Source organism: Micromonospora sp. DT227 (assembly GCF_049841835.1).
Taxonomy (GTDB): Bacteria; Actinomycetota; Actinomycetes; order Mycobacteriales; family Micromonosporaceae; genus Micromonospora.
The window spans coordinates 152,906-175,733 of sequence record NZ_JBNCLA010000004.1 but is presented as its reverse complement, the minus strand read 5'-3'; the positions used below and the strand labels follow the sequence as shown (position 1 = coordinate 175,733).

Genomic DNA, 22,828 nt, shown 5'->3' with positions numbered 1-22,828 from the left:
ACCGCCCGTAGCGTCCGTGGGGACACGTCTACGGAGGCACCGTGCTCGATCCCGCCGCGCCGCAACTCGTCATCAACGCCCGGACGCTGCTGTTCAGTTGGCTCCCGGCGGACCCGGGCGCGGCCGAGGCGCTGGTGCCGACCGGGCTCCGCCCGCATCCGCAGCGGCAGGTCTTCCTCAACCAGTACGTGGTCGACGACGACACGCAGACCTCCGGCTTCGGGGCCTACTCGCTGACCTACCTGGGCGTCTCCCTGGCGGACATGGAGCCGCCGGACCGGGAGACCCCCGGTGGCTGGTGGACGCACTACCTGGCCTCCAGCAACCGCGTCCGGCAGTACGCCGCCGCGCGCGGCGCCCCGGCCGCCGACGGGACGACCCGGCTCGACCTGCGGGGCGGGTGGCTCACGGCCGAGACCTGGGTCGACGACCGCCCGCTGATCCGGGTCACCGCCCGCGTCGGGCACACCGGCACCGACGCGCGCAGCGGCCACCACCGCTACCTCACCCGCCACCACGGGGAGCTGATCGTCACCGACTACCCGTACGTGGCCGAGCCGGTGTCGCCGTTCGAGGTCGAGTCGGTGGAGTTCCTGGCGCCCGACCATCCGGTCCACGCGCTACGCCCGGCCAACCCGCTGGACGTCTGCTGGGGGTTCTACTCGCCCCGGGTGTCCTTCGCCTACCCGGCCCGGCCGGGTGCGCCGGGCGAGCCGGCGGCACGTCACCAGGTGCCGGCGCGTCGGGCCCGCAGCGGTCTGCCGTCCGGGTCGTAGACCAGCCGGTACGCGGGCAGCGCCCAGATCCGCGTACGCCAGGGCAGTCGCTCGGGACGGTGCGGCCGCAACCGGCCGGGCGGGCGGGGACCGACGCGGCCGCCGTCGTGCCAGCGGTCCAGCGCGTCCGCCGCCGCGGTGATCGCCGCCACCGCGTCCGCCGGGTCCAGCAGGTCGTCGTCCTGCGTCCCGTCCGGGTCCCGGTCCAGGTGCTCGCGCCACAGCCGCAGCCGCAGGTCCCGGGCGAAGGCCCGGGCGCCGTCGCCGAGGCCGGCCGGGTCGGCGGGGGCCCGCTCGTCGCGGGTGTCGTCGAGCACCGCGCAGGACAGCTCGCTGTCGTGGGTCCAGGAGCGGCGGTTGAAGTTGTCGCTGCCCACGCTGGCCCAGACGTCGTCCACCACGCACACCTTGGCGTGCACGTAGACCGGGGTGCCCTCGTGGTTCTCCACGTCGAAGACGTGCACCCGCTCCGGGGCGGCCCGCTGACAGAGCGAGAGCGCCTGCTCCCGGCCCACCATGTTCGGCGGCAGCGCCCACTTGCCGTCCACGTCCGGGTGCCGGGGCACCACCGCCACCAGGTGCAGCTCCGGGTGCTCGCGCAACGCCTGGGCGAACAGCTCGGCCACCTCGGTGGACCAGAGGTACTGGTCCTCCAGGTAGATCAGCCGGCGGGCCCGGCGGACCGCCTTGGTGTAGCCGCGGGCCACGGTGCGCTCGCCGTCCGGGGCGAAGGAGTAGCGCGGGCGGACCGCCGGGTAGGTGCGCAGCACCTGGATGTGGTGCGGGCCGCAGGGCGGCGGGTCGGCGGGCTGCTCGGGCAGCGGATCCGGGGTGAGGTCCGAGCCGCGCAGCCGGTCCCGCAGGTAGGCCAGCGGGTTCTCCGAGTCCAACGGCATCGGGTCGGTCCACCGCTCGCGGAACGTGGTGTCCAGCGCGCCGACCACCGGGCCGCGCACCGCGAGCTGCACGTCGTGCCAGGGCGGGGTGGGGCCGTACCGGGGGGACATGCCCACCGGCTGCGGATCGCCGGCGTGCGCGGCGTCGTCGCGCCGGCTGTGGCACAGGTCGATGCCGCCGGCGAACGCGATGTCGCGTTCCGGCTCGTCGGGGTGGCGCAGCACGACCAGCTTCTGGTGGTGCGATCCGCCGCGGCGGACCCGCTGGTCGAGCAGCACCTCGCCGCCGGCGGCGCGGATCGTCTCGCTGAGGTCGCGGTTCTCCGCCTCGCTGTAGGAGAGCGTGTCGAGGTGGGAGCGCCAGAGCAGACCCTTGACGATCACCCCGCGCTGGGCGGCCCGCGCGAACAGTTGGGCCACGGTCGGCCCGTCGGGGCGCATCCGTTCGTCCGGGTCGCCCCGCCAGTCGGTGAAGAACAGGTGGTCGCCGTCGCCCAGCGCCTCCACCTCGCTGACCAGCCGGTCAAAGTACGCGGATCCGTGAATCAGCGGCTCGGCGAGGTTTCCATCCGTCCAGACGGGTAACTCAGACCGTGGGTTGGCGCGTTCCTGTGCGGTGAGGAACCAGTCCCGCAGGGTCACGTTCCAGCCTCCCGAGGTCGACAACAGTCCTCACACGGTAGGACCCCCGGACGGGCCCCCGCACCACGACGCAGCAGGTCGGCGGCGGTACGCGCCTGGGGTACCCCGGACCCCTGGATCGCGAAACCCAAGGAGGCACAGACATGCCCGCCGAGACGACGAACACCGTGACCGACGGCCGCGACCAGGCGGTGGAGGGGGAGCGGGGTGCGCTGGTGGCGGTCCTGTTGATGGTGATCCTCGGGGTGGCCGGGATCTTCGCCGTCTCCTGAGCCGCGTCGGGCGCCCCGGCGAACCGGAGCGCCCGACCTGGGCCGCGGCCCTGACCGCCCGGTCAGGGGCGGTCACCCTGACCGTCGCTGTGCGGCAACCGCCCGGTCGGGATCACCCCGAGCCGGCCGGCCTGGAAGTCCTCGACCGCCTGGATCAGCTCGGCCCGGGTGTTCATCACGAACGGGCCGTAGTGCGCCACCGGCTCGCGGATCGGCTGGCCGCCCATCAGGTAGAGCTCCAGCGCCGGGGTGTTGCCGTCCTGCGTCCGGTCGGCGGTGATCCGCAGCGCGTCGCCGGGCCCGTGCACGGCGAGCTGACCCAGGTGGATCGGCTGCCGGTCGGTGCCGACCGTGCCCCGGCCGGCCAGCACGTAGACGAGCGCGTTGAAGTCCGGCCGCCAGGGCAGGCTCAGCTCGGCCCCGGGCTGCAACGTCACGTGCGCGATGGTGATCGGCGTGTGGGTCGAGCCCGGCCCCCGGTGCCCGGCGATCTCGCCGGCGATCACCCGGATCAGGCCGCCGCCGTCGGGCGTGGTGAGCAGCGCCGACTCCCGGCCGCGGATGTCCTGGTAGCGCGGCGCGCTCATCTTGGCCACCCGGGGCAGGTTGACCCAGAGCTGGAGACCGTGGAACAGGCCGCCGCTCATCACCAGCTGCTCCGGCGGCGCCTCGATGTGGAGCAGGCCGCTGCCGGCCGTCATCCACTGGGTGTCGCCGTCGGTGATGGTGCCGCCGCCACCTGTCGAGTCCTGGTGGTCCATGATCCCGTCGATCATGTAGGTCACCGTCTCGAAGCCCCGGTGCGGATGCCACGAGGTGCCCTTCGGCTCACCCGGCGCGTAGTCCACCTCGCCCATCTGGTCGAGGTGGATGAACGGGTCGAGATCGGTCATGGAGACCCCGGCGAAGGCGCGGCGGACCGGGAAGCCCTCGCCCTCGTAGCCGCTGGGCGCGGTGGTGACCCGGCGGACCGGGCGGTAGCTGGTGGACTCGTCGAGCTTCGGCAGGCGGGGCAGGACGAGGACGTCGTCGACGGTGATCGCGGGCATCACGGGCTCCTTTACTTGTCGGCCGGGGTGGACGACGCGACGCGGTCGGCGCGCAGGCGCCGGCCGAGCCGCTCGAAGACCCGGGTGAGGCAGGCGACCTCGGCGTCGTCGAGGTCGTCGATCAGGTGGGTGCGCACGGAGCGCAGGTGGTGCGGCGCGGCCTCGCGCAGGGCCAGCAGGCCGGCCGCGGTGAGCACGGCCTCGCTGCCGCGCCGGTCGGCCGGACAGGACTCCTTGGCCACCAGGCCGCGCTTCTGCATCGAGGTGACCTGGTAGGTCAGCCGGCTCGGGGAGAACACCAGCCGGTCGGCCAGCTCGCCCATGCGCAGCCGCTGCCCCGGCGCCTCGGAGAGCAGCACCAGCACGTGGTAGTCGGCGAAGCTCAGCTCGCTGGCCGCGCGCAGGTCGTCCTCCAGCTGGGTGAACAGCCGCTGGCTCGACTCGATGTAGGCCCGCCAGCAGGCCATCCGCTCCGCGTCCAGGCTCTCCGTCATGCCGCAAAGGTAGCACTATTTAAAATTTAAACAAGTCTCTCCGACGTGGCCGTCAGCACAGTCCCGTCCACAGGAAGTCGATCGGTCGAAATTTGAAGCGACCGCCCGGCTAGGGTCGGGGAATGGATGACCTCGACGTGCTCGACTGGCGGGAGCGGGTGGCCGGGCTCTACCTGTCCGACCTCGACCTGGGCGGGTTCCGGGCCGCCCGGGACGAGCTGTTCCGCAGCCACCCGAGCAGCCCGGTGCCACCCGCCGACCGGGCCGGCTTCACCGGACTGCGCTGGTACCCGCCGGACCCGGCCGCCGTGGTGGAGGCGCCGTTGCGGCCCGCCACCGGCGCGCTGAGCATCGACACCGGCGGGCCCGACGGGGTGGTCGACTACCGCCGGGTGGCGGTCGCCGAGACGCCCTGGGGGCCGCTCACCCTGTGGTGGATCGACGCGTACGGGGGCGGGCTGTTCGTGCCGCTGCGCGACGCGAGCTGCGGCGACGGGTCGTACGGCGGCGGGCGCTACCTGACCGACACGGTGAAGGGCACGTTCGGGCGGGGCCTGACCGTGCTGCCCGGCAACAGGGTCCGGCTGGACGCCAACTACCTCTACAACCCGAGTTGCGCCTACGACGACCGGTGGGCCTGCCCGCTCGCCCCGCCGGAGAACCGCCTCGACGTGCCGCTGCGCGCCGGGGAGCGGGCGTACCACGAGTGACGCGGAACGGGAGGGCCCCGACCGGGACCCTCCCGCGGGTGGCCGCCGGCCGCCTCAGCGGGCGGTGGCCCCGGTGGGCGTCAGGTGCATCCGGCCGAGCATCTGCCGGGCCTGCTCCGCCAGCTCCGCGTCCACGGTGACCGCGTACTGGCTGGCCCGCAGCGAGCTGGCCGAGGTGAAGTCGCGCTGCCCGCCGCTCATGGCGTGCGCGACCGCGCCGAACACGGCACCCCAGATCGCGCCGATCACCAGCCCGACCAGGATCACCGCCAGCCAGTTGCCGGCCGTGAAGATGCCGAAGAGCAACCCGATGAACAGGCCGAACCAGGCGCCGGTGCCGGCGCCCAGCAGGGCCGCCCGGCCCGTGGTGAGTCGCCCCATCACGGTCTCCACAAGCGTCAGGTTGGTGCCGACGATCGACGTCCGTTCCACCGGGAACCGGTTGTCGGCCAGATAGTCCACCACGCGTTGGGCGGACGGATAGTCCGGGTACGAGCCGATCGTGACGGTCGGCGGGCCGGCCCGCGGCCCGTGCCCGTCCCCGCTCGGCGGCGTCGGGCGACCGCTCGGGCCGGACGGGAGGTTGTCGCTGCCCGGCATTCCGGGTCGCCAGGCCGCGGTCGGAGTCGAGGGTCTGGTCATGAGCATCCTCCTTCGTCAACCCGCCGCGTTCCCGACACCGGCGAGCGGTAACGCGCCGGCCGGCACCGATCCCGGCGACGCATGGCGACGGCGAGGCCGGGTAGCCAGCACCGTGCGGACCGGACGGATCAGTGAGCACGGCTTCCTCGCCGACGGGCGCAGCGCCGCCCTGGTGGACACCGCCGGCGCGGTCAACTGGTGGTGTCCGGCCCGGTTCGACGGGCCGTCGGTCTTCGGGCGGCTGCTGGACGACGACGCCGGGCACTGGGCCATCCATCCGGAGGGCGAGTTCACCAGCACCCGGTCCTACCTGGACGAGGCACTGGTGCTGCGTACCGTCTTCACCACGCCGACCGGGACGGTGGCCGTCACCGACGCGTTGGCGCTGGAGCCCGGCGCGCGCGGGCACGACGTCGGGCTGCGGTCGCCGCGGGTGCTCGCGCGGCTGGTCGAGGGCATCGGCGGCGAGGTGCCGATGCGGGTGGACTACGCGCCGCGGTTCGAGTACGGCCGGGTCGGCGCCTACCTCACCGAGCGCGACGGGGTGGTGGTGGCCACCGCCGGCGCGTGCCGGCTGGAGCTGCGCGCCGACGTGGGCCTGACGTTCGCCGACGGGACCGCCGTCGGTCGGTTCACCGCCCGCGCCGGCAGCGCCCACCACTTCACCCTCGGGTACGCCCCGACGTACGCCGGTGGGACGCCGACGCTGCCCGACGCCGCCGAGGTGGTGGCCGGGACGGTCGCCGGCTGGCGGTCCTGGGCCGAGCTGCACGACTACCGGGGGGAGTACCGCGACCTGGTCCGGCGCAGCGCGCTCGTGGTGCAGGGGATGACCTACGGGCCGAGCGGCGCGGTCGTCGCGGCGGCCACCACCGCGCTGCCGGAACAGCTCGGCGGGGACCGCAACTACGACTACCGTTTCGTCTGGCTCCGCGACTTCAGCCTGACGCTCCAGGCGCTCTGGCGGGCCGCCTGCCCGGACGAGGCGGACCGGCAGTTCACCTGGGTGGCCCGGGCGATGGGCCGGCTCGGCGACGCGCCCGCCCCGATCATGTACGGGGTCGAGGGGGAGCGGGACCTGACCGAGCACGACCTCGACCACCTCGCCGGGTACGCCGGCAGCCGGCCGGTCCTGGTCGGCAACGACGCCTGGCGGCAGCGGCAGAACGACGTGCTGGGCGAGGTGCTCGACGCGGCCTGGCTGATGCGGCACTACCTCGACCCGATGTCACCCGACGTGCGCCACCTGCTGTGCACGCTCGCCGACCAGGCGGTACGCGACTGGCACCGGCCGGACGCCGGGATGTGGGAGGCGCGCGACGCCGAGCGGCACTACGTCTCGTCCAAGGTGCAGTGCTGGACCGCGCTGGACCGGGCGGTGCGGTTCGGGCCGCGGCTCGGCGACCCGTCCGACGTGGCCCGCTGGGCGGCGGCCCGGGACGAGGTCCGGGCGGCGGTGCTCACCCGGGGCTGGAACGAGCGGGTCGGTGCGTACACCGGTGCGTTCGACTCCGACGACCTGGACGCCTCGGTGCTGGTCATGCCGCTTGTCGGGTTCCTGCCGGCGGACGATCCGCGGATGCGCGCCACGATGGACGTGATCGAGCGGCGGCTGTCCCACAACGGGCTGCTGCGGCGCTGGGACGGTGACCCGGCCGGCTTCGTGATCTGCTCGTTCTGGCTGGCCGGTTGCCTGGCCGAGGCGGGCGAGCTGGACCGGGCCCGGCGGTTGTTCGAGCAGCTCGCCGCGCGCACGAACGACCTCGGCCTGTACGCCGAGCAGATCGACCAGGTCACCGGCGAGCAGCTCGGGAACTTCCCGCAGGCGTTCTCGCACATCGGCCTGATCAACGCCGCCGGCCGGATCACCGAGGCCGCCGCGCGGTTCGCGCACGACCGACCGGCCGTGCCGATTGGCGCGGCCCGCACGGAGGGAGCACGCGGATGACCGGACGGCTGGCGGGCAAGACCGCCCTGATCACCGGCTCGGACTCGGGCATCGGCCAGGCCACCGCCATCGAGTTCGGCCGGGAGGGCGCCGACGTGGTGGTGCACTACCTGCACGACCACGCCGGGGCGAACCACACCCGGGCCGAGATCGAGTCGGCCGGTGGGCGGGCCGTGGTGGTGCAGGGCGACATCAGCGTCGAGCACCAGGTCGACGCGATGTTCGACGAGGCGCTGGCCGAGTTCGACCGGCTGGACGTGCTGATGAACGACGCCGGCGTGGACGCCTCCGGCATCCCGGTGGCCGACCTGGACACCGAGACCTGGGACCGGTGCATCCGCACCAACCTCTACGGCATGTTCTTCTGCTGCCGGCGGTTCGTCCGGCACCGCCGGGACGCCGGCGGCGGCGGAAAGATCATCAACATCACCTCGATCCACCAGGAGGTGGCCCGGGCCGGCGGCGCGGACTACGACGCCAGCAAGGGCGGCATGCTGGAGCTGGCCAAGAGCCTGGCCCTGGAGGTCGCCCCGATGCGGATGAACGTCAACAACATCGGGCCCGGGATGGTGCTCACCCCGTTCAACCAGGAGGCCATCGACGACCCGAAGTACCTGCACGAGCAGGTGCAGAGCATCCCGTGGAAGCGGGCCGCCGAGCCGGCCGAGATCGCGAAGCTGGCGGTGTTCCTGGCCAGCGCCGACGCCGACTACGTGACCGGGTCGACGTACTTCATGGACGGCGGCCTGATGCAGAACCAGGGCCAGGGCGCCTGAGCGGCGCCGCCGCGCCGGGTGCGGGAGGATGGCGCGGTGAAGCTGGTCGTCATGGCGGACACGCACGTGCCGAAGCGGGCGCGGGACCTGCCGGAACCGCTCTGGGCGGCGGTGGACGCCGCCGACGTGGTGGTGCACGCGGGGGACTGGGTGGACGAGGCGCTGCTGGACGCGCTCGAGGCCCGGTCGCGCCGGCTGGTCGGCGTGTACGGCAACAACGACGGGCCGGCGTTGCGGGCCCGGCTGCCCGAGGTGGCCCGCGTCGAGCTGGCCGGGCTGAAGGTCGCGGTGGTGCACGAGACCGGGCCGAAGACCCGGCGGGAGGAGCGGTGCGCCGCCGCGTACCGCGACTGTGACCTGCTGGTCTTCGGCCACTCGCACATCCCGTGGGACACCGTCGCGCCGGGCGGGTTGCGGCTGCTCAACCCCGGCTCGCCCACCGACCGGCGGGCCCAGCCGTACGCGACCTACCTGACCGCCCGGGTGGCGGCGGGGCGGCTCGACCGCGTCGAGCTGCACCGCCTCCCCCCGCGCTGATCGCCGGTCTCAGCGCCCCCGGCCGGTCTCCGCCTGGAGCTCGTCGATCCGTCGGGACGCCTCCGCCTTGGTCAGCCCCTCCGGCACCGTCTCGCCCGCCTCCTGGGCCAGGGTGTGCAGGTAGGACTCCTGGGCCGCGGTGGGCGGCTCGTCGCCGGTCACCCAGTCGTCCGGGTCCTTGACGGCGGCGTCCGGATTCACGTTCACGGTGGTGCGGTCGTTGGTGCGGTCGGCCATGATGATCACCCTTTCTCGAACGGATGTGCCATTACCCCCGTGCCGGCGGGTTCATGCCGGCCGGCACCTACGATCAACCGATGACAGCGGACCGGGCGGGTGTGGTGGTGGTCGGCGCGGGCATCGCCGGGGTGGCGTGCGCGACCGAGCTGGCTCGGGCCGGCATCCCGGTCGAGGTGCGCGAACGCGCCCGCGTGACCGGTGGGCGAATGGCCAGCAAGCGCTTCGACGGCCGTCCCGCCGACCTGGGCGCCGCCTACTTCACCGTCGACGACCCGGACTTCGCCGCCGTGGTCGCCGGCTGGCAGGCCGCCGGGCTGGTCCGGGAGTGGACCGACACGCTCGTCGCGTACGGGCCGCGCGGGCGGGAGCAGGTGACCGGCCCGATGCGCTGGGCCGCCCCGCGCGGGCTGCGCTCGCTCGTGGAACACCTGGCCGCCGACCTGCCGGTCACGCACGACCGGCTGATCATGATGGTCGAGCCGGGACCCCGGGTGGACGGCCGGGCCGCCGAGGCGGTGGTGCTCGCCATGCCGGGCCCGCAGGCCGCCCTGCTGCTCGACCCGGCGCTGGAGACGGCCACCCGCGCGGTGGCGACCCAACGCTGGTCGTCCACGCTCGCCGCGGTGCTGCACTTCAAGTCCCGCCGCTGGTCCGACTTCCGGGGCGCGTTCGTCAACGACCACCCGGTGCTGAGCCTGGTCTGCGACGACGGCGACCGGCGTGGCGACGGCGCCCCGGTGCTGGTCGCGCACACCACGCCGGCGTTCGCCGCCGGCCACCTGCTGCAACCGACCGCCGCCCGGCCGGAGATCGAACAGGCCGTCCGGGACCTGCTCGGCCTGCCCGAGCCGGCCCTGTCGACCCACGTGCACCGCTGGACGTACGCCCGGCCGGTGGCGAACGGCGCGGACGGCACGTTCCACCTGGACGACGACGGGATCGGCCTGGCCGGCGACGCGTTCGGCCGGCCACGGGTGCAGAGCGCCTGGCGGTCCGGCCACGATCTCGGTCGGGCGTTGGCCGCCCGGCTGCGCGGGGACTGACCCCCCGCCGGCCGCCGGGACTCGCTCAGCCGGCCGGCACCGGCTCCTTGCCCGCACCGGTCTCGGTGCTGTCCCGGGTGCGGTCGCCCGCCCGGTCCAGCAACTGCATGACCGGCGTCGCGGCGACCCCGTGGGCCACCACCGAGACCACCACCACCAGGCCGACGGTGGCCCAGAGCAGCTCCGCCTGCGGGAAGTCCGTCTTGCTGGTGGCGTACGCCAGGTAGTAGAACGAGCCGACGCCGCGGATGCCGAACGCCGAGATCACCCAGTGCTCGGCCGGCCGGCCCGGCGCGCCGCGCAGCGACAGCCAGCCGACCAGCGGCCGGATCACCAGCACCAGGCCCAGCCCGACCAGCGCCGCCGGCCAGGTGAGCGGCGCCAGCAGCCCGCCGATCACCGCGCCCCCGAACAGCAGCAGCAACAGCACGGTGAGCAGCCGTTCCACCTGCTCCGCGAAGTCGTGCAGCACGGAGTGGAACTCGCTGGTGCGCTCGGCGGCCCGGATCGCCCGGGCCGCCACGAAGACCGCCAGGAAGCCGTACCCGCCGATCACCTCGACCAGTCCGTACGCGAGGAACGTGGCGGCCAGCGCGAGGAACCCCTCGGAGTGCTTGGCCAGCCGCAGCGTGCTCGGGGCACGGAAGAACAGCTTGCCGAGCAGCCAGCCGACCAGCAGGCCCCCGCCCACGCCGGCGGCGAGCTTGTAGACCACGTCCACGGCCACCCACTCGGCCAGCCAGGCCGACGGGGCGAGGCTGGTGCTGGCGATCGCGATGGCGGCGTAGACGAACGGGAAGGCCAGACCGTCGTTCAGGCCGGCCTCCGAGGTGAGCGCGAAGCGCACCTCGTCCTCGGAGTCCTCCACGTCGGTCGGCTCACCCACCTGCACGTCGGAGGCGAGCACCGGGTCGGTCGGCGCGAGCGCCGCCCCGAGCAGCAGCGCCGCCGCCGGCACCAGGCCGGCCCACCACCAGCCGAGCAGCGCCACCGCGGCGATGCACAGCGGCATGGCGATGGCCAGCAACCGCCAGGTGGACGACCAGCGGGCCCAGCTCAGCGGCCGGTCGATCTTCAGGCCGGCGCCCATCAGCGCGACGATCACCCCCACCTCGGTGAGGTGGGTGGTCAGCTCCGGCGAGCGCAGCGGATCCGGTGTCGGCAACCCGGTCGGCAGCGCGAAGACCAGCATGCCGAGCCCGAGGAACGCGATCGGCATCGACAGTGGCCGCTTCTCCAGCACCCGGGGCAGGATGCCCGCCAGCAGCGCACCGACGCCCAGCAGAGCGAACGCGACATCGACCGGTTCCACGACCCCACCCTTCGGCCGCCCGGCGGCCGGGCGGAGGTGGTCAGCAGTGCCCCGAACCGGTGCCGGCTAAGCCTTTCGACGCAGCGGTGTTGACCGGTGGCTCAGCCGAGGGAACCGATCGCGCTGTCCGGCAGCCCGTCGAGCAGCTCGGCCGGGTCCTCGTACACCGCCACCGCGCCGGCGCCCGCCAGCTCCGCCCGGCCGGTGCCGCCGCAGGTCAGGCCGATGCAGGGGATGTCCAGCTTGCCGGCCGCGGCGACGTCCCAGACCGAGTCGCCGACGAACACCACCCGCTCGGCGGCCAACCCCGACTGTCGCAGCGCGGCGGCCAGGATGTCGGGGGCGGGCTTGCTCTCCTTCGCGTCGGCCGAGGAGGTGACCGTGTCGATCACGTCGTCGGCATCCAGCGCGGCGCGCAGCACGGCCACCTCGTGCTCGGCCGCCGAGGTGGCGAGCACCACCCGCAGGCCCCGGTCCGCGCAGGCGTGCAACAGCTCCCGGGCCCGGGGCAGCGGCGCGAGCCGCTCCCAGTACTCCGCGTAGAGCGCGTCGTGCGCGTCGCGCAGGCGCCCGTCGGCGTCGGCGTCCCGTTCGGCGCCGAGCAGGTGGTCGAGGAGCTTGTCCGAGCCCATGCCGATGGACCTGTGGATCCGCGCCATCGGCACCCGGTGGTCGGCCTGGCGCAGCGCCTCCCACCAGCTCACCGTGTGCAGGTAGGTGGAGTCGATCAGGGTCCCGTCGACGTCGAAGAGGACGCCGTGGCGCGTGTCGTCGGTCATGGCGTGCCTCCTACCCGGGACGGACGCGAGCGACGCCCGGCTCACCCGGCCGGAATGAGGATCTCGAACCAGACCGTCGAGCCGCGTACGGTCGGGTCGGTGCCCCACGCGTCGCTCAGCTCCTCGATCAGGCCGAGCCCGCGGCCACGGCTGCTCAACGTGTCGGTCTGGGCGCGGGTGACCTGCCCCCGGGTGCCCGAGTCGGCGACCGACACCAGCAGCCGCTCCGCGCTCAGGTCGATCTCGACCCGGGCGGCGGTGCCGGCGTGCAGCAGCGCGTTGGTGGTCAGCTCGCTGGTGCAGAGCACCGCCGCCCCGACCACCGCCTCGGGCACCTGCCACTCGGTGAGCTGGGCGGTCAGCCAGTGCCGGACCCGGCTCGGCGCGGTCGGCTCGGCCGGCACCTCCATGCCGGCCGACCGGCTGGGCCGGACCGCGTGCTCCACCGCCAGCACGGCCACGTCGTCCTCGGTGGCGCCCGGCACGGCGGCGGTCGCGACCGCGCACAACGCCCGGGGGTCGCTGCCGCTCGCGGCGCTCACCGCCGCGCCCAGCCCGGCCAGCCCGGAAGCCAGGTCCTGCCAGCGTCGCTCCACCACGCCGTCGCTGTAGAGCAGCAGCGTGTCGCCGGGGCGGAACGGCACGGTGACCGGGCGCGGGACGCCGCCGAGGCCCAGCGGTGGGCCGGGCGGCACCTCGACGAACTCCGCGGCCGGGCCGGCGCCCGTCCGGCCGCGTCGGATCAGCGGCGCGGGATGGCCGGCGCTGGCCAGCGTGACCAGCTCCCGGTCGGCGTCGACCACCCCGAACACGACGGTGACGAACAGCTCGTGCGTGCCGCCCTCGACGCCCAGGCTCGCCACCAGCCGGTCCAGACCGCCGAGCACCGCGTCCGGCCGGGGATCGGAGAGGGCGAGCGCGCGCAGCGCGGCGCGGACCTGACCCATCCGGGCGGCGGCCTGCACGTCGTGCCCGGCCACGTCGCCCAGCACCACGCCGAGCGCGCCGGTGGGCAGCAGGAACGCGTCGTAGAAGTCGCCGCCGGCGGCGTTGCCGTCGACGCCCGGCTCGTAGCGGGCCGCGATGCGCAACCGGGGCAGGTCGGGCAGTTGCTCCGGCAGCATGCTGCGTTGCAGCAACTGGGCGGTGCCGTGCTGCGTCTCGAAGCGGCGGGCCCGCTCGGCGGCCTGGCCGATCAGCTCCGCGGACGCGGCGAGCAGCGCCCGTTCCGCCGGCGACCAGGGACGTGGCGTCTGGTAACCCACGGTGAGCGCGCCCCGGACCACTGTCGAGCGCAGCGGCAGCGCGGCGAGCGCCCGGATCTTCTCGTCGTGCCGGTCCACCGCGACGTCGCGCAACGGCTGCCCGTCGGCGGTGAACGAGGGCACGCCGCTGCGCGCGGTGACCACCGCCGGCATCGCCGCGTCGGCGCTCATCCGCCGCCACAACGGCGGCAGCCGCTCGTCGGCCTCGTCGAGCAGCTCGCCCCGGATCCGGCGGACCAGCCGCCAGGTGGCGCCCTCGTCGACCACGAAGGAGACCCGGTCGGCGTCGAACGAGTGCAGGCAGTAGCGCAACGTCACCCGGGCCACGTCGTCCAGGGTGAGCGTGCCGGAGAGCGCCGCGGCGAAGTCGCTGAGGCTCTGCAACTGCCGGGTGAGCTGGGTGGTCTGCGCCGAGACGGTGAGCACGCCGACGATGCGGCCGGTGGAGTCCCGGACCGGGGAGTGGCCGCGGGTGAACACCGCCGGCTCGGCCGGGCCGGCGCCCTGCCGGTCGGCCGGCAGCACCGCCTCCCGCTCCAGGAACGGCTCGCCCTGCCGGTAGACCCGCGCCAGCGCCTCGCCGGCGCCGGCCTCCCGCCACACCTCGGCGAACACCTCCGCCGCCGGCCGGCCCAACGCGTCCGGGTGCCGGTCGCCGATCAACTCGGCGTAGCCCTCGTTGTAGAGCAGGACCAGGTCGTCACCGAGGAGCAGGGCCATCGGTACGGGGGAGGACAGCACCACGTCCGCCACGGCGCGCACCGCCGGGTCCCATTGCTCCGGGGCGCCCAACGGCGTACCGGCCCACGGGTGGGCGGGCGCTCCCGGAGTGGGGGCGGACGGCGTGGGAATCCGACCGACGGTGCCTGGCATGACCGCAGCCTAACCGGCGGGTGGCCGACGGGTTCCGATCATGCGGCCACCGTCGCCGCCGGTCGCCGTCGGCGTGAACGTTAAGGGCAGGTCAGGGCCGGTTCGGCGGGTCATGTCGGGAAATTGCCCCGGTCCGGCCCGGCGTGCTGCCCAGAGCGACGGGTATGCGGGCGGCGCAGTTCACGCGACAGGAGGGACATCATGCCGAAAACCCTCGCGGTCGGCCAGGTCGACATCAGTGCGGCCTGGACCGACTTCTGGAGGTCGGTGCTGCTCTTCGTACCGAGGGCCATCGCGTTCATCGCGATCCTCGTGGTGGGTTGGCTCATCGCCCGAGCCGTCCTCAAAATCGTGGACGCGGCACTGGAACGGGTCGGGTTCGACCGCGCCGTGGAACGCGGCGGGATCAAGCGCGCCCTGGAACGCACCAAGTACGACGCCAGCGACATCCTGGCCAGACTGGCCTACTACGCGGTCCTGCTGTTCACCCTGCAGTTCGCCTTCGGGGTGTGGGGACCCAACGCGATCAGCGACCTGATCCGCGGGGTGGTGTCCTGGCTGCCGCGGGCCTTCGTGGCGATCGTCATCGTGGTGATCGCGGCCGCCATCGCCAACGCCGTCCGGCAGTTGGTGTCCGGCGCGCTCGGCGGGCTCTCGTACGGCCGGATTCTGGCCGACGTGGCGGCGTTCTTCATCCTGGCGCTCGGTGTCATCGCGGCGCTGAACCAGGTGGGCATCGCCACCACGGTGACCACGCCGGTGCTCATCGCGTTCCTCGCCACGGTGGCGGGAATCCTGGTCGTCGGTGTCGGCGGTGGTCTGATCAAGCCGATGCAGAACCGCTGGGACGGCTGGCTGGACCGGGTCTCGGAGGAGTCCCGGGCGTTCCGGCAGCAGCGGCAGGGGCAGCAGACCGGCCGCGGCGACTACGAGCGGCGGATGGCCGACCGGGGCGGACAGCCGGCCCCGACCGGACCGCAGTCGTCCATGTCGGGCGCGGGCACGTACCGCTCCGGCGAGCGGGGCGACGAGACGCAGCAGTTCCGTCGGCCGGGCGGCTGACGGCAGCACGGGTGACGGGGGGTGTCCGCGGGGCGATCGCGGGCGCCCCGCGCCGTGTCTCAGGCCAGGTGGCGCGGGTCCAGCGCGCGGGCCAGCAGGCAGACCGCGAGCAGCCGGGTGAGCAGCCAGCCCGGTGCCGACCAGTCGACCGGCCCGACCGGCGGCGTCCAGCCGTGCTCGGACGCCGCCTCCCGCAGCCCCTCGGCGTACCCGGCGAGCGCCGCCACGGTCAGCGGCCGGCGGTCACCGTGCAGGCTGTCGCGTACCCCGGCGGCGTGCTGGTCGACCTCGGCGAGCAGCCCGGGGTTCAGCCGGGCCGCGGCCAGGCCGGCGGTGCCGACGGCGGCGGTGAGCGTGGTGAGGGTCGACCGTGCGGCCACCGCCGCGGACGGGGTCGCGACCCGGTTGTTCGGCACGCGCATGGGGACCGAGGCTAGCCCCGCGCGGACCGGGGCGGCCTCGGCCGACCGGCCGATGCCCGGCTCGTCCGGGCGACCCGGCCCGCCTCGGCCCCGGGGATTGAGCCGCCCGAGGCGGGGCAGAAGGGAACCACGCAGACGACGCAGCCGAGTCCGCGGAGGCACACGATGGGACAGCAGGTCGACGGACCGGACCGCGCGCACCGCCGGCCGGACGGGGTGAGTGACGCCACGGTCGAGGCACTGGGCAAGCTCGGCGAGGCGCTGGAGTGCGTCGAGCGGGCCCGCGGCCACCTCTACGAGCTGCACCAGCTCATCGGCCACGCCGATCTGATGCTGGACGAGGCGGTGGAGCGGTTCCGCTCCGCCGGCCACCCGAGCATCGCCGAGCGGATCGACCGGGACCTGCTCGGCCGCAACGTGATCGCCGGTAGGTGGACGTTCCAGATCGTCGAGGACTTCGACGACGGCTACCACGCGCTCTTCCGGGAGGTGGACCGGCAGGCCCGGGACGAACTGGTCGGGGGCCGGCGGCACCTCTACGAGGCGGAGCTGAAGGAGCGGCGCCGCAGCCGGGGACGGCCGGGGCACGAGGCGCGCCCGGCCGAACGGTGATCAGTCGGAGGAGCGGGCCTCGGCCGGGCGACGGCGCCGGGCACCGTCGTCGGCGATGATCACGGTCGCGACCATCAACGCGACCACCACGCTGAACAGCCAGGAGCTGTCGTCGCTGAACTTCGCCGCAACGGGAGCCTGGAGGGCGGCGAGCAGGAAGCCCAACCAGGCGAGGCGGCGCTGACGAGTGGAGAGGAAAGCGGAGCCCTGATCCATTCCGAAATTCTTACGCGCCGGACCCGGAGAACTGCTAGCCGTTCGGCCGATTCTGGATGGGCTGTCCGTTTTCCCGACCGTCCGTACGGCAGTTTTTGTCGTTTCGGTCGATGCGCGCTCCTGGCTCCGGGCACTCGGCGAGTGCCCGGAGCAGGGGTGCTCAAATGCTGTCCGGTCCGGTCCGACCGGTGGTGGACGGCCGGTACGCCCGATCCGCGTCGGTCATCTCCCGACGCTCGGCCTCCGCGCCGGCGCCCCGGTCCACCGCCTCCGGACCGTGGCCGAACGCGGCCTCCTCACCGGCGTCGTTCCCGGTCGCGTCGTCGGCCTGGCCGTCCAGCGTCGACCGGGCGATCGCCTGGTCCAGCTCGTGCAGGGGAGTGCGGTCCTCGTCGCGCCACTGGCGGTCGTTGTCGGTCATTCCCCTGCGGTACCCGGGCCGGATGATCGCAAACGGACCACCGGCACGGCGATGGCCGCCGGTGGAGCCGGCGGCCATCGGGGTTCGTGCGGGGGAGACGCTCAGGGGGTGGGGCGGTCGACCGCGCCGCGCCAGGCGCCGGTCTCCTGACCGCGCCGCTCGATGAACTGCTTGAACCGCTCCAGGTCGCCCTTGGCCCGGCGGTCCACCACGCCAAGCTTGTCGCCGGCCTGCTCGACCACGCCGTGCGGCTCGAACTCCATCTGCAACGTGACCCGGGTGTGCCCCTCGTCGAGGCGGTGGAAGGTCACCACGCCGGCCTGCTGGGTGCCGCCGGTGGACCGCCACGCCACCCGCTCGTCCGGAAGCTGCTCGGTGATCTCGGCGTCGAACTCGCGCTTCACGCCGGCGATCTCCACGGTCCAGTGCGTCATCGTTTCGGAGAGCTGCCGGACCTCCTGCACGCCCTCCATGAAGTGCGGGAACTCCTCGAACTGGGTCCACTGGTCGTACGCGGTCCGGATCGGGACGTCCACATCCACGTGTTCCATTACGCCGCTCATGTCGGGGTTCCTCCTGTTCCGCCGGTGTGCTGTCGCGAACCGTGGGCCGGCCCGCTCACCAGCGCGTCGTCTCGTTCCTGTGCCCGAGTGCGGCCCACACCTCGGAAACCGTCTGGTAACGCGTGTCGTCCGGCAGGCCCTCTAGGGCGGCGACGATGTCCGCTGGCGCCTCGTTCTGCCGGGCGTTGGCCACCAGCGCGTCGCGGTCACCGGGCAGCGCCGCCATGCCGATGAACCGACCGAGCCGGCTGCGCGCCTCCACGTCCGTGGAACTCATCCCCTGCGGGGAGCCGGTACGCAGGTCGCCGGCCGGCGCCGTGGTGGCCTCCGGCTGGTCCTCGCCGGACGGCTCGGCCTGGCGGAACTCGTCGACCCGGGCACCACCCGTGCCCGGACCCTGGACCAGGCCGCTGACCTCGCTGCTCATCTGGTCGTCGACCCTGGGCGAGTGCTTGCTGCTGCCACGTTCCATGCCCTCGGTGATGCCCCGGAGGACCGCCGGTAAACCGGAGCCGGTCCGGCGAGCCGGTCATCCGGCCCGCAACCGGGCGGGCGGTCTCAGGAGTCGGCCGGCGCGCGGGGCGGCAGCACCGGCTCCGCCGGGTCCTCGACGCCGGCCTGTATCGCCCGGCCCCGCTGCAACTCCGCGTTGACCTGCACACCGAGCATCAGCGCGCAGTTCGACAGGTAGAGCCAGACCAGGAACGCGATCACCGCGCCGAGACTGCCGTAGGTGACGTCGTACGAGCCGAAGTTCGCCACGTAGAGGCCGAAACCGAAGGACGCCAGCACCCAGGCCACCAGCGCCAGCCCGCCGCCCGGGGTGAGCCAGCGGAAACGCGGCTGCCGCACGTTCGGCGCGATCCAGAACAACAGCGACAGCAACGTCATCGCGACCAGCGCGAGCAGCGGCCACTTCGTCACCGACCAGGTGGTCCGGGCCAGGCCGCCGGCGTGCAGCCGGTCGCCCACCGCGTCGGTGACCGGGCCGCTGACGATCAGCCCGGTGGCCACCACCGCCAGCAGCAGCATGGTCACCGCCGCCATGCCGATCTGGAGCGGGCGGAGCCGGTAGAACGGCCGGCCCTCCTGGACCCCGTAGATCGCGTTGGAGGCCCGGGTGAACGCGCCGATGAACCCGGACGCGGACCAGAGCGCGCCGAGCAGACCGAAGCTCAGCAGCGCCTTCGCCGGGCCCTGCTGTTCGACCACGGTGCGCACCACGCCGACGAACGCGTCGTTGCCGACGACCGAGCCGGCGCCGATCTCCCGGGCCAGGTCGATCACGGTGTCCACCGTGCGCGGGCCGTCGGAGACCAGCCCGACCAGGGCCACCACCACGATCGTGGACGGAAAGAGCGCCAGCACCCCGTAGTAGGTGAGCGCGGCGGCCCAGTCGGCGCAGTTGTCCTTGACGAAGCCCTGGCCGCTGCGCAGCAGCACACCCCGCCAGGTGCGCCAGTCGAGTTGGCGCATCCGGCGGGGGAAGCGGGCGCGGTCCGCGCCGTCGACAGTGGGTGGTGTCGTCGCCGTCATGACCGCCTCCTCCACGCGCCCGGTGCGCCACCGGGGCGTGGCCGGGCGGTACCCCCCGGTGGAAATCGACAAACCGTGCACCGGTTTGTCCCCCGGGCCGGGGGGAACGACACGGGACACCCGATCGAGACGGAGGTGGACGAGATGCCCGGGCGCGAGGTGTTGCCCAGCACGTTGAAGCGCTCTCCGGCCAAGGCGCAGCGGACCTGGGAGAAGACGCACGACTCGGCGGTCGAGACGTACGGCGAGGGGGAACGCGCGCACCGCGTCGCCTTCGCCGCGGTCAAACACGAGTACGAGAAGGTGGGCGACCACTGGGAGGCCAAGGGCCGCAAGGGGCCGAGCGACAAGCAGGCCGCCGGCGGCGGACCGGCCCGGCGCGCGCCCACGGCCGGCGGGGTGGACGCCAACGCCACCAAGGACCACCTCATGTCGGTGGCGAAGAAGCTCGACGTGCGGGGCCGCTCCCGGATGACCAAGCCGGAGCTGGTGAAGGCGATCCAGAAGGCGAACAACACCGCCACCCGCAAGGCCCGCGGCGGTCGCTGACCCGCCAGGGGTACGCCGAGAGGGCCCGGGACCGGCGCGGTCCCGGGCTCCGGTCGTGCGGGTGCTCACCAGTGGCCGCCCCCCGGCGCCTCCAGGTGGACCACCTTCACGGTGCTGAACTCGTCGAGCAGTTCCGGGCCGTACCCGAAGCCCTGGCCGCTGCCCCGGCGCGGCTGGGCGGCCCCGCCCGGCGCGCCACCGAACACGGCGTTGACCTTGACGGTGCCCACCGGCAGCTCCCGCCAGGCCCGCTGCGCGTGGCTCATCGAGCCGGTCAGCACGGTGGCGGCCAGCCCGTACGGCGAATCGGCCGCGCACCGGAGCCCCTCGTCGAACGAGTCGACCACCACCACCGGGGCGACCGGGCCGAACGTCTCCTCGCGCACCAGCGCCATCTCGTGCCGGCAGCCGTCGACCACGGTGGCCGGGTAGAACGCGCCAGGCCCGTCCGGCGCCGCGCCCCCGGCGCGGATCCGCGCGCCCTGCGCCGCCGCGGCGGTGACCTGCCCGTGCACGTGGTCCCGGTGCCGCCTGTCGACGAGCGGGCCGAGCTGGGTTCCCGGGTCGCGGCCGGGGCCCACGACGAGCGCCTCGGCGCGGGCCACCAACGCGTCGACGAAGTCCCCGGCGATGTCGCGGTGCACGTAGACGCGTTCCACCGCGACGCAGATCTGCCCGGCGTTGGCGAAGCAGCCCAACGCGGCCTGCTCGGCCGCCCAGCGCGGGTCGACGTCGGCGTCCACCAGCAGCGGGTCGCTGCCACCGTTCTCCAGCAGCACCTTCGCGCCGGTCCGCGCGCCCGCGGCGGCGATCGCCCGGCCGGTGGCGGTCGAGCCCACGTGGGCCACCACGTCCAGCTCCTGCCCGGCCAGCGTCGCGCCCACCTCGCCGCCGCCGGTCAGCAACGACAGCACGCCGGCCGGCAACGCCGCGTCCAGCGCCCGGGCCAGCAGCCAGCCGGTGCCCGGGGTGCGTTCGCTCGGCTTGAACACCACCACGTTGCCGGTCACCAGCGCCGCGCCGAGCAGGCCGCAGGAGACCGCCACCGGATCGTTCCACGGCGTGATCGCGGCGACCACGCCGCGCGGCTCCGGGGCCATGAAGTCCACCGCGGCGTGGCCGCCGTGCAGCGTCCGGCCGCCCCGCAGCGGGGCCAGCTCGGCGTACTGCCGGAGCGTGCCGACGCCCGCCGCCACGCCGCCGCGGGCGTCGTCGAGCGGTTTGCCCATCTCCGCGGTGGTCGCCTCGGCCAGCTCGTCGGCCGCCGCCTCGACCGCGTCCGCGGCCCGGTGCAGCGCGGCGGCCCGCTCGGCCGGGGCGGTCGCCGCCCACTCCGCCGCCGCGCCCCGGGCCGCCTCCACCGCCTTGGCCACCTCGTCCGCGCCGGCCACCGGCGCCCGGGTCACCGGCGTCCCGTCGGCCGGATCGTGGACGACCAGCTCGCCGCCCTCGCCCCCGGCGCCCCACACCCCGCCTATGAGCTGCGCAACCGTGTACATGCGCGTGGTTGCCCCGGCCCGGGCGAGGCAAACGTGTTTCCGCCGCCGGGCGGCCGGGTAGGCGCAACGGATGACTTCCACCGCCGACGCCGTCGTCGTCGGGGCCGGGCACAACGGGTTGGTGGCGGCGAACCTGCTGGCCGACGCGGGCTGGGACGTGCTGGTCCTGGAGGCCACCGAGGCGCCCGGCGGCGCGGTGCGTTCCGCCCACGTGACCGCCCCGGGCTATCTCAGCGACCTGTACAGCTCCTTCTACCCGCTCGGCTACGCCTCCCCGGTGCTGCGCGGGCTGAACCTGGACCGCCACGGCCTGTCCTGGACCAACGCCCCCGACGTGCTGGCGCACCTGCTCCCCGACGGGCGGGCCGCGGTGGTCAACCGCGACCTGGACACCACCGCCGCGTCGCTGGAGGCGTTCGCCCCCGGCGACGGGGAGCGCTGGCGGCACGCGTACACCGACTGGCTCCAGGTGGCGGAGCCGATGCTGGACGCCATCACCAGCCCGTTCCCGCCGGTCCGCGGCGGGGTGGGCCTGCTGCGCCGGCTGCGGGTCGCCGGCGCGCTGCGGCTGGCCCGCCGGCTGGTGCTGCCGGTGCGCAAGCTCGGCGCGGAACTCTTCCAGGGCGAGGGCGGGCCGGCGCTGCTGGCCGGCTGCGCGCTGCACACCGACCTGTCCCCGGAGGAGGCCGGCTCCGGCGTGTACGGCTGGCTGCTCGCCATGCTCGGCCAGCAGGTCGGCTGGCCGGTGCCGGTGGGCGGCGCGCAGCGGATCACCGACGCGCTGGTGGCCCGGCTGGTGGCGAGCGGCGGCCGGATCGAGTACGACGCCCGGGTCGAGCGGGTGCTCACCGCCCGGGGCCGCGCCATGGGGGTGCGGACCGCGGATGGGGCGGACTGGCGGGCGCGCCGCGCCGTGCTCGCCGACGTCCCCGCCCCGGCGCTCTACCTGGACCTGGTCGGCGCGGCGGCGCTGCCGCCCCGGCTGGTCGAGGATCTGGCGCACTTCAAGTGGGACGGCTCCACGCTCAAGGTCGACTGGGCGCTGTCGGCGCCGGTGCCGTGGCGGAACCGGGACGTCGCCGGCGCCGGCACCGTGCACCTCGGCGCGGACCTGGACGGCCTCACCACGTACGCCGCGGAACTGGCCCGGGGCGAGGTCCCGAAGGATCCGTTCCTGCTGGTCGGGCAGATGACGGTGGCCGACCCGAGCCACTCGCCGCCGGGGACCGAGTCGCTGTGGTCCTACACCCACCTCCCGTTCCGCCGGAACTGGCGGGCCGAGGAGATCGCCGGGCACGTGGAGCGGATGGAGGAGGTGCTGGAGGCCGCCGCGCCGGGCTTCCGCGCGTCCGTCGTCGGGCGGCACGTGGCCGGTCCGGCCGATCTGGAGGCGGCCGAGCCGAGCCTGGTGGGTGGCGCGTTGGGTGGTGGCACCGCGGCCGCGTACCAGCAGCTCTTCCTGCGGCCGATCCCGGGACTCGGCCGGGCGGACACCCCGGTGGACCGGCTCTACCTGGCCAGCGCCTCGGCCCACCCGGGCGGCGGGGTGCACGGCGCGCCGGGCGCGAACGCCGCCCGCGCCGCGCTGGCCCGCGACCGCGCGCTCACCGGCCAGGTGTACGCCCGCGCGATCGCCGCCGCCCACCGCACCGTCTACCCCTGACGCGCGCTGCCCCTGCCCCTGCCCCTGCCCC

The 22,828-nt window shown here is 74.4% G+C and carries 26 protein-coding genes; 11 read left to right on the top strand and 15 right to left on the bottom strand.

Annotated features, from left to right (window positions below; translation table 11 throughout):
- The first annotated feature begins 41 nt into the window (after nucleotides 1-41).
- Complete coding sequence (locus tag ACLQ2W_RS16005) at nucleotides 42-776, top strand: hypothetical protein (protein ID WP_425787106.1); 735 nt, start codon at nucleotides 42-44, stop codon at nucleotides 774-776.
- On the opposite strand, the gene ACLQ2W_RS16000 is transcribed toward ACLQ2W_RS16005, so the two are convergent.
- Nucleotides 725-2,314, bottom strand: coding sequence for a phospholipase D family protein (locus ACLQ2W_RS16000; protein ID WP_425787105.1), 1,590 nt, complete (start codon nucleotides 2,312-2,314; stop codon nucleotides 725-727). The genes ACLQ2W_RS16005 and ACLQ2W_RS16000 overlap by 52 nt on opposite strands.
- 143 nt (nucleotides 2,315-2,457) lie before the next feature.
- On the opposite strand from ACLQ2W_RS16000, the gene ACLQ2W_RS15995 reads away from it, so the two are divergent.
- Nucleotides 2,458-2,586: a hypothetical protein gene (locus tag ACLQ2W_RS15995; RefSeq protein WP_255563042.1), complete on the top strand. Its 129-nt coding sequence runs from the start codon at nucleotides 2,458-2,460 to the stop codon at nucleotides 2,584-2,586.
- Nucleotides 2,587-2,648: 62 nt separating this feature from the next.
- Here the strand turns inward: ACLQ2W_RS15995 and ACLQ2W_RS15990 are convergent, their stop codons facing one another.
- On the bottom strand, nucleotides 2,649-3,635 hold the full coding sequence (locus ACLQ2W_RS15990; protein ID WP_281939484.1) for a pirin family protein: 987 nt from the start codon (nucleotides 3,633-3,635) through the stop codon (nucleotides 2,649-2,651).
- 11 nt (nucleotides 3,636-3,646) lie between these two features.
- Entirely contained in the window at nucleotides 3,647-4,129 is a 483-nt protein-coding gene (locus tag ACLQ2W_RS15985) for a MarR family winged helix-turn-helix transcriptional regulator (protein WP_405093497.1), read from the bottom strand.
- A gap of 122 nt (nucleotides 4,130-4,251) precedes the next feature.
- Between ACLQ2W_RS15985 and ACLQ2W_RS15980 the strand changes: the two genes are divergently transcribed.
- Nucleotides 4,252-4,839 (top strand): DUF1684 domain-containing protein, encoded by a 588-nt coding sequence (locus ACLQ2W_RS15980; protein ID WP_405093498.1) that lies wholly within the window; start codon nucleotides 4,252-4,254, stop codon nucleotides 4,837-4,839.
- A gap of 54 nt (nucleotides 4,840-4,893) precedes the next feature.
- Here the strand turns inward: ACLQ2W_RS15980 and ACLQ2W_RS15975 are convergent, their stop codons facing one another.
- A complete protein-coding gene (locus ACLQ2W_RS15975) occupies nucleotides 4,894-5,481 on the bottom strand; it encodes a general stress protein (protein ID WP_425787104.1) in 588 nt (195 codons plus the stop codon).
- Between the two features lie 112 nt (nucleotides 5,482-5,593).
- On the opposite strand from ACLQ2W_RS15975, the gene ACLQ2W_RS15970 reads away from it, so the two are divergent.
- From ACLQ2W_RS15970 to ACLQ2W_RS15960, 3 genes are read left to right on the top strand one after another with little or no spacing between them, the layout of a single operon-like run.
- Entirely contained in the window at nucleotides 5,594-7,429 is a 1,836-nt protein-coding gene (locus ACLQ2W_RS15970) for a glycoside hydrolase family 15 protein (RefSeq protein ID WP_425787425.1), read from the top strand.
- Nucleotides 7,426-8,205 carry an SDR family oxidoreductase gene (locus ACLQ2W_RS15965; protein WP_281939494.1) on the top strand — a complete coding sequence of 260 codons (780 nt, stop codon included), beginning with the start codon at nucleotides 7,426-7,428 and terminating at the stop codon, nucleotides 8,203-8,205. The genes ACLQ2W_RS15970 and ACLQ2W_RS15965 overlap by 4 nt, the downstream gene beginning before the upstream one ends.
- A gap of 36 nt (nucleotides 8,206-8,241) precedes the next feature.
- Complete coding sequence (locus ACLQ2W_RS15960) at nucleotides 8,242-8,742, top strand: metallophosphoesterase family protein (RefSeq protein ID WP_425787103.1); 501 nt, start codon at nucleotides 8,242-8,244, stop codon at nucleotides 8,740-8,742.
- Between the two features lie 9 nt (nucleotides 8,743-8,751).
- On the opposite strand, the gene ACLQ2W_RS15955 is transcribed toward ACLQ2W_RS15960, so the two are convergent.
- The gene (locus ACLQ2W_RS15955; RefSeq protein WP_405093502.1) at nucleotides 8,752-8,979 is read right to left on the bottom strand and encodes a DUF3072 domain-containing protein; all 228 of its coding nucleotides are present in this window, start codon (nucleotides 8,977-8,979) and stop codon (nucleotides 8,752-8,754) included.
- 101 nt (nucleotides 8,980-9,080) lie between these two features.
- Here ACLQ2W_RS15955 and ACLQ2W_RS15950 point away from each other — a divergent pair, with 101 nt between their 5' ends.
- Nucleotides 9,081-10,025: an NAD(P)/FAD-dependent oxidoreductase gene (locus tag ACLQ2W_RS15950; RefSeq protein ID WP_425787424.1), complete on the top strand. Its 945-nt coding sequence runs from the start codon at nucleotides 9,081-9,083 to the stop codon at nucleotides 10,023-10,025.
- A gap of 25 nt (nucleotides 10,026-10,050) precedes the next feature.
- Here ACLQ2W_RS15950 and ACLQ2W_RS15945 read toward each other — a convergent pair whose 3' ends face one another.
- From ACLQ2W_RS15945 to ACLQ2W_RS15935, 3 genes are all read right to left on the bottom strand, one after another.
- Entirely contained in the window at nucleotides 10,051-11,337 is a 1,287-nt protein-coding gene (locus tag ACLQ2W_RS15945; protein ID WP_425787102.1) for a cation:proton antiporter, read from the bottom strand.
- 101 nt (nucleotides 11,338-11,438) lie between these two features.
- Nucleotides 11,439-12,116 (bottom strand): HAD family hydrolase, encoded by a 678-nt coding sequence (locus ACLQ2W_RS15940; RefSeq protein ID WP_425787101.1) that lies wholly within the window; start codon nucleotides 12,114-12,116, stop codon nucleotides 11,439-11,441.
- A 41-nt stretch (nucleotides 12,117-12,157) separates the two neighbouring features.
- The gene (locus tag ACLQ2W_RS15935; protein WP_425787100.1) at nucleotides 12,158-14,254 is read right to left on the bottom strand and encodes an ATP-binding SpoIIE family protein phosphatase; all 2,097 of its coding nucleotides are present in this window, start codon (nucleotides 14,252-14,254) and stop codon (nucleotides 12,158-12,160) included.
- A 201-nt stretch (nucleotides 14,255-14,455) separates the two neighbouring features.
- Here ACLQ2W_RS15935 and ACLQ2W_RS15930 point away from each other — a divergent pair, with 201 nt between their 5' ends.
- Nucleotides 14,456-15,316 (top strand): mechanosensitive ion channel family protein, encoded by an 861-nt coding sequence (locus ACLQ2W_RS15930; protein WP_281939506.1) that lies wholly within the window; start codon nucleotides 14,456-14,458, stop codon nucleotides 15,314-15,316.
- A 59-nt stretch (nucleotides 15,317-15,375) separates the two neighbouring features.
- Here the strand turns inward: ACLQ2W_RS15930 and ACLQ2W_RS15925 are convergent, their stop codons facing one another.
- Complete coding sequence (locus tag ACLQ2W_RS15925) at nucleotides 15,376-15,738, bottom strand: DUF6401 family natural product biosynthesis protein (protein WP_396770893.1); 363 nt, start codon at nucleotides 15,736-15,738, stop codon at nucleotides 15,376-15,378.
- A gap of 165 nt (nucleotides 15,739-15,903) precedes the next feature.
- Between ACLQ2W_RS15925 and ACLQ2W_RS15920 the strand changes: the two genes are divergently transcribed.
- Nucleotides 15,904-16,350: a hypothetical protein gene (locus ACLQ2W_RS15920; protein ID WP_425787099.1), complete on the top strand. Its 447-nt coding sequence runs from the start codon at nucleotides 15,904-15,906 to the stop codon at nucleotides 16,348-16,350.
- Here the strand turns inward: ACLQ2W_RS15920 and ACLQ2W_RS15915 are convergent, their stop codons facing one another.
- From ACLQ2W_RS15915 to ACLQ2W_RS15895, 5 genes are all read right to left on the bottom strand, one after another.
- The gene (locus tag ACLQ2W_RS15915; RefSeq protein ID WP_425787098.1) at nucleotides 16,351-16,566 is read right to left on the bottom strand and encodes a hypothetical protein; all 216 of its coding nucleotides are present in this window, start codon (nucleotides 16,564-16,566) and stop codon (nucleotides 16,351-16,353) included.
- A gap of 160 nt (nucleotides 16,567-16,726) precedes the next feature.
- Nucleotides 16,727-16,987, bottom strand: a complete 261-nt coding sequence (locus ACLQ2W_RS15910) for a hypothetical protein (protein WP_107160680.1) — start codon at nucleotides 16,985-16,987, stop codon at nucleotides 16,727-16,729.
- 101 nt (nucleotides 16,988-17,088) lie between these two features.
- On the bottom strand, nucleotides 17,089-17,550 hold the full coding sequence (locus ACLQ2W_RS15905; RefSeq protein WP_425787097.1) for an SRPBCC family protein: 462 nt from the start codon (nucleotides 17,548-17,550) through the stop codon (nucleotides 17,089-17,091).
- A gap of 55 nt (nucleotides 17,551-17,605) precedes the next feature.
- Nucleotides 17,606-18,022 carry a DUF2795 domain-containing protein gene (locus tag ACLQ2W_RS15900; protein ID WP_425787096.1) on the bottom strand — a complete coding sequence of 139 codons (417 nt, stop codon included), beginning with the start codon at nucleotides 18,020-18,022 and terminating at the stop codon, nucleotides 17,606-17,608.
- Nucleotides 18,023-18,108: 86 nt separating this feature from the next.
- On the bottom strand, nucleotides 18,109-19,086 hold the full coding sequence (locus ACLQ2W_RS15895; protein ID WP_425787095.1) for a YihY/virulence factor BrkB family protein: 978 nt from the start codon (nucleotides 19,084-19,086) through the stop codon (nucleotides 18,109-18,111).
- Between the two features lie 144 nt (nucleotides 19,087-19,230).
- On the opposite strand from ACLQ2W_RS15895, the gene ACLQ2W_RS15890 reads away from it, so the two are divergent.
- Entirely contained in the window at nucleotides 19,231-19,635 is a 405-nt protein-coding gene (locus ACLQ2W_RS15890; protein ID WP_425787094.1) for a ChaB family protein, read from the top strand.
- 65 nt (nucleotides 19,636-19,700) lie between these two features.
- Here ACLQ2W_RS15890 and ACLQ2W_RS15885 read toward each other — a convergent pair whose 3' ends face one another.
- Complete coding sequence (locus tag ACLQ2W_RS15885) at nucleotides 19,701-21,134, bottom strand: aldehyde dehydrogenase family protein (protein WP_425787093.1); 1,434 nt, start codon at nucleotides 21,132-21,134, stop codon at nucleotides 19,701-19,703.
- Nucleotides 21,135-21,204: 70 nt separating this feature from the next.
- On the opposite strand from ACLQ2W_RS15885, the gene ACLQ2W_RS15880 reads away from it, so the two are divergent.
- A complete protein-coding gene (locus ACLQ2W_RS15880) occupies nucleotides 21,205-22,797 on the top strand; it encodes a phytoene desaturase family protein (RefSeq protein WP_425787092.1) in 1,593 nt (530 codons plus the stop codon).
- Nucleotides 22,798-22,828: the final 31 nt, after the last annotated feature.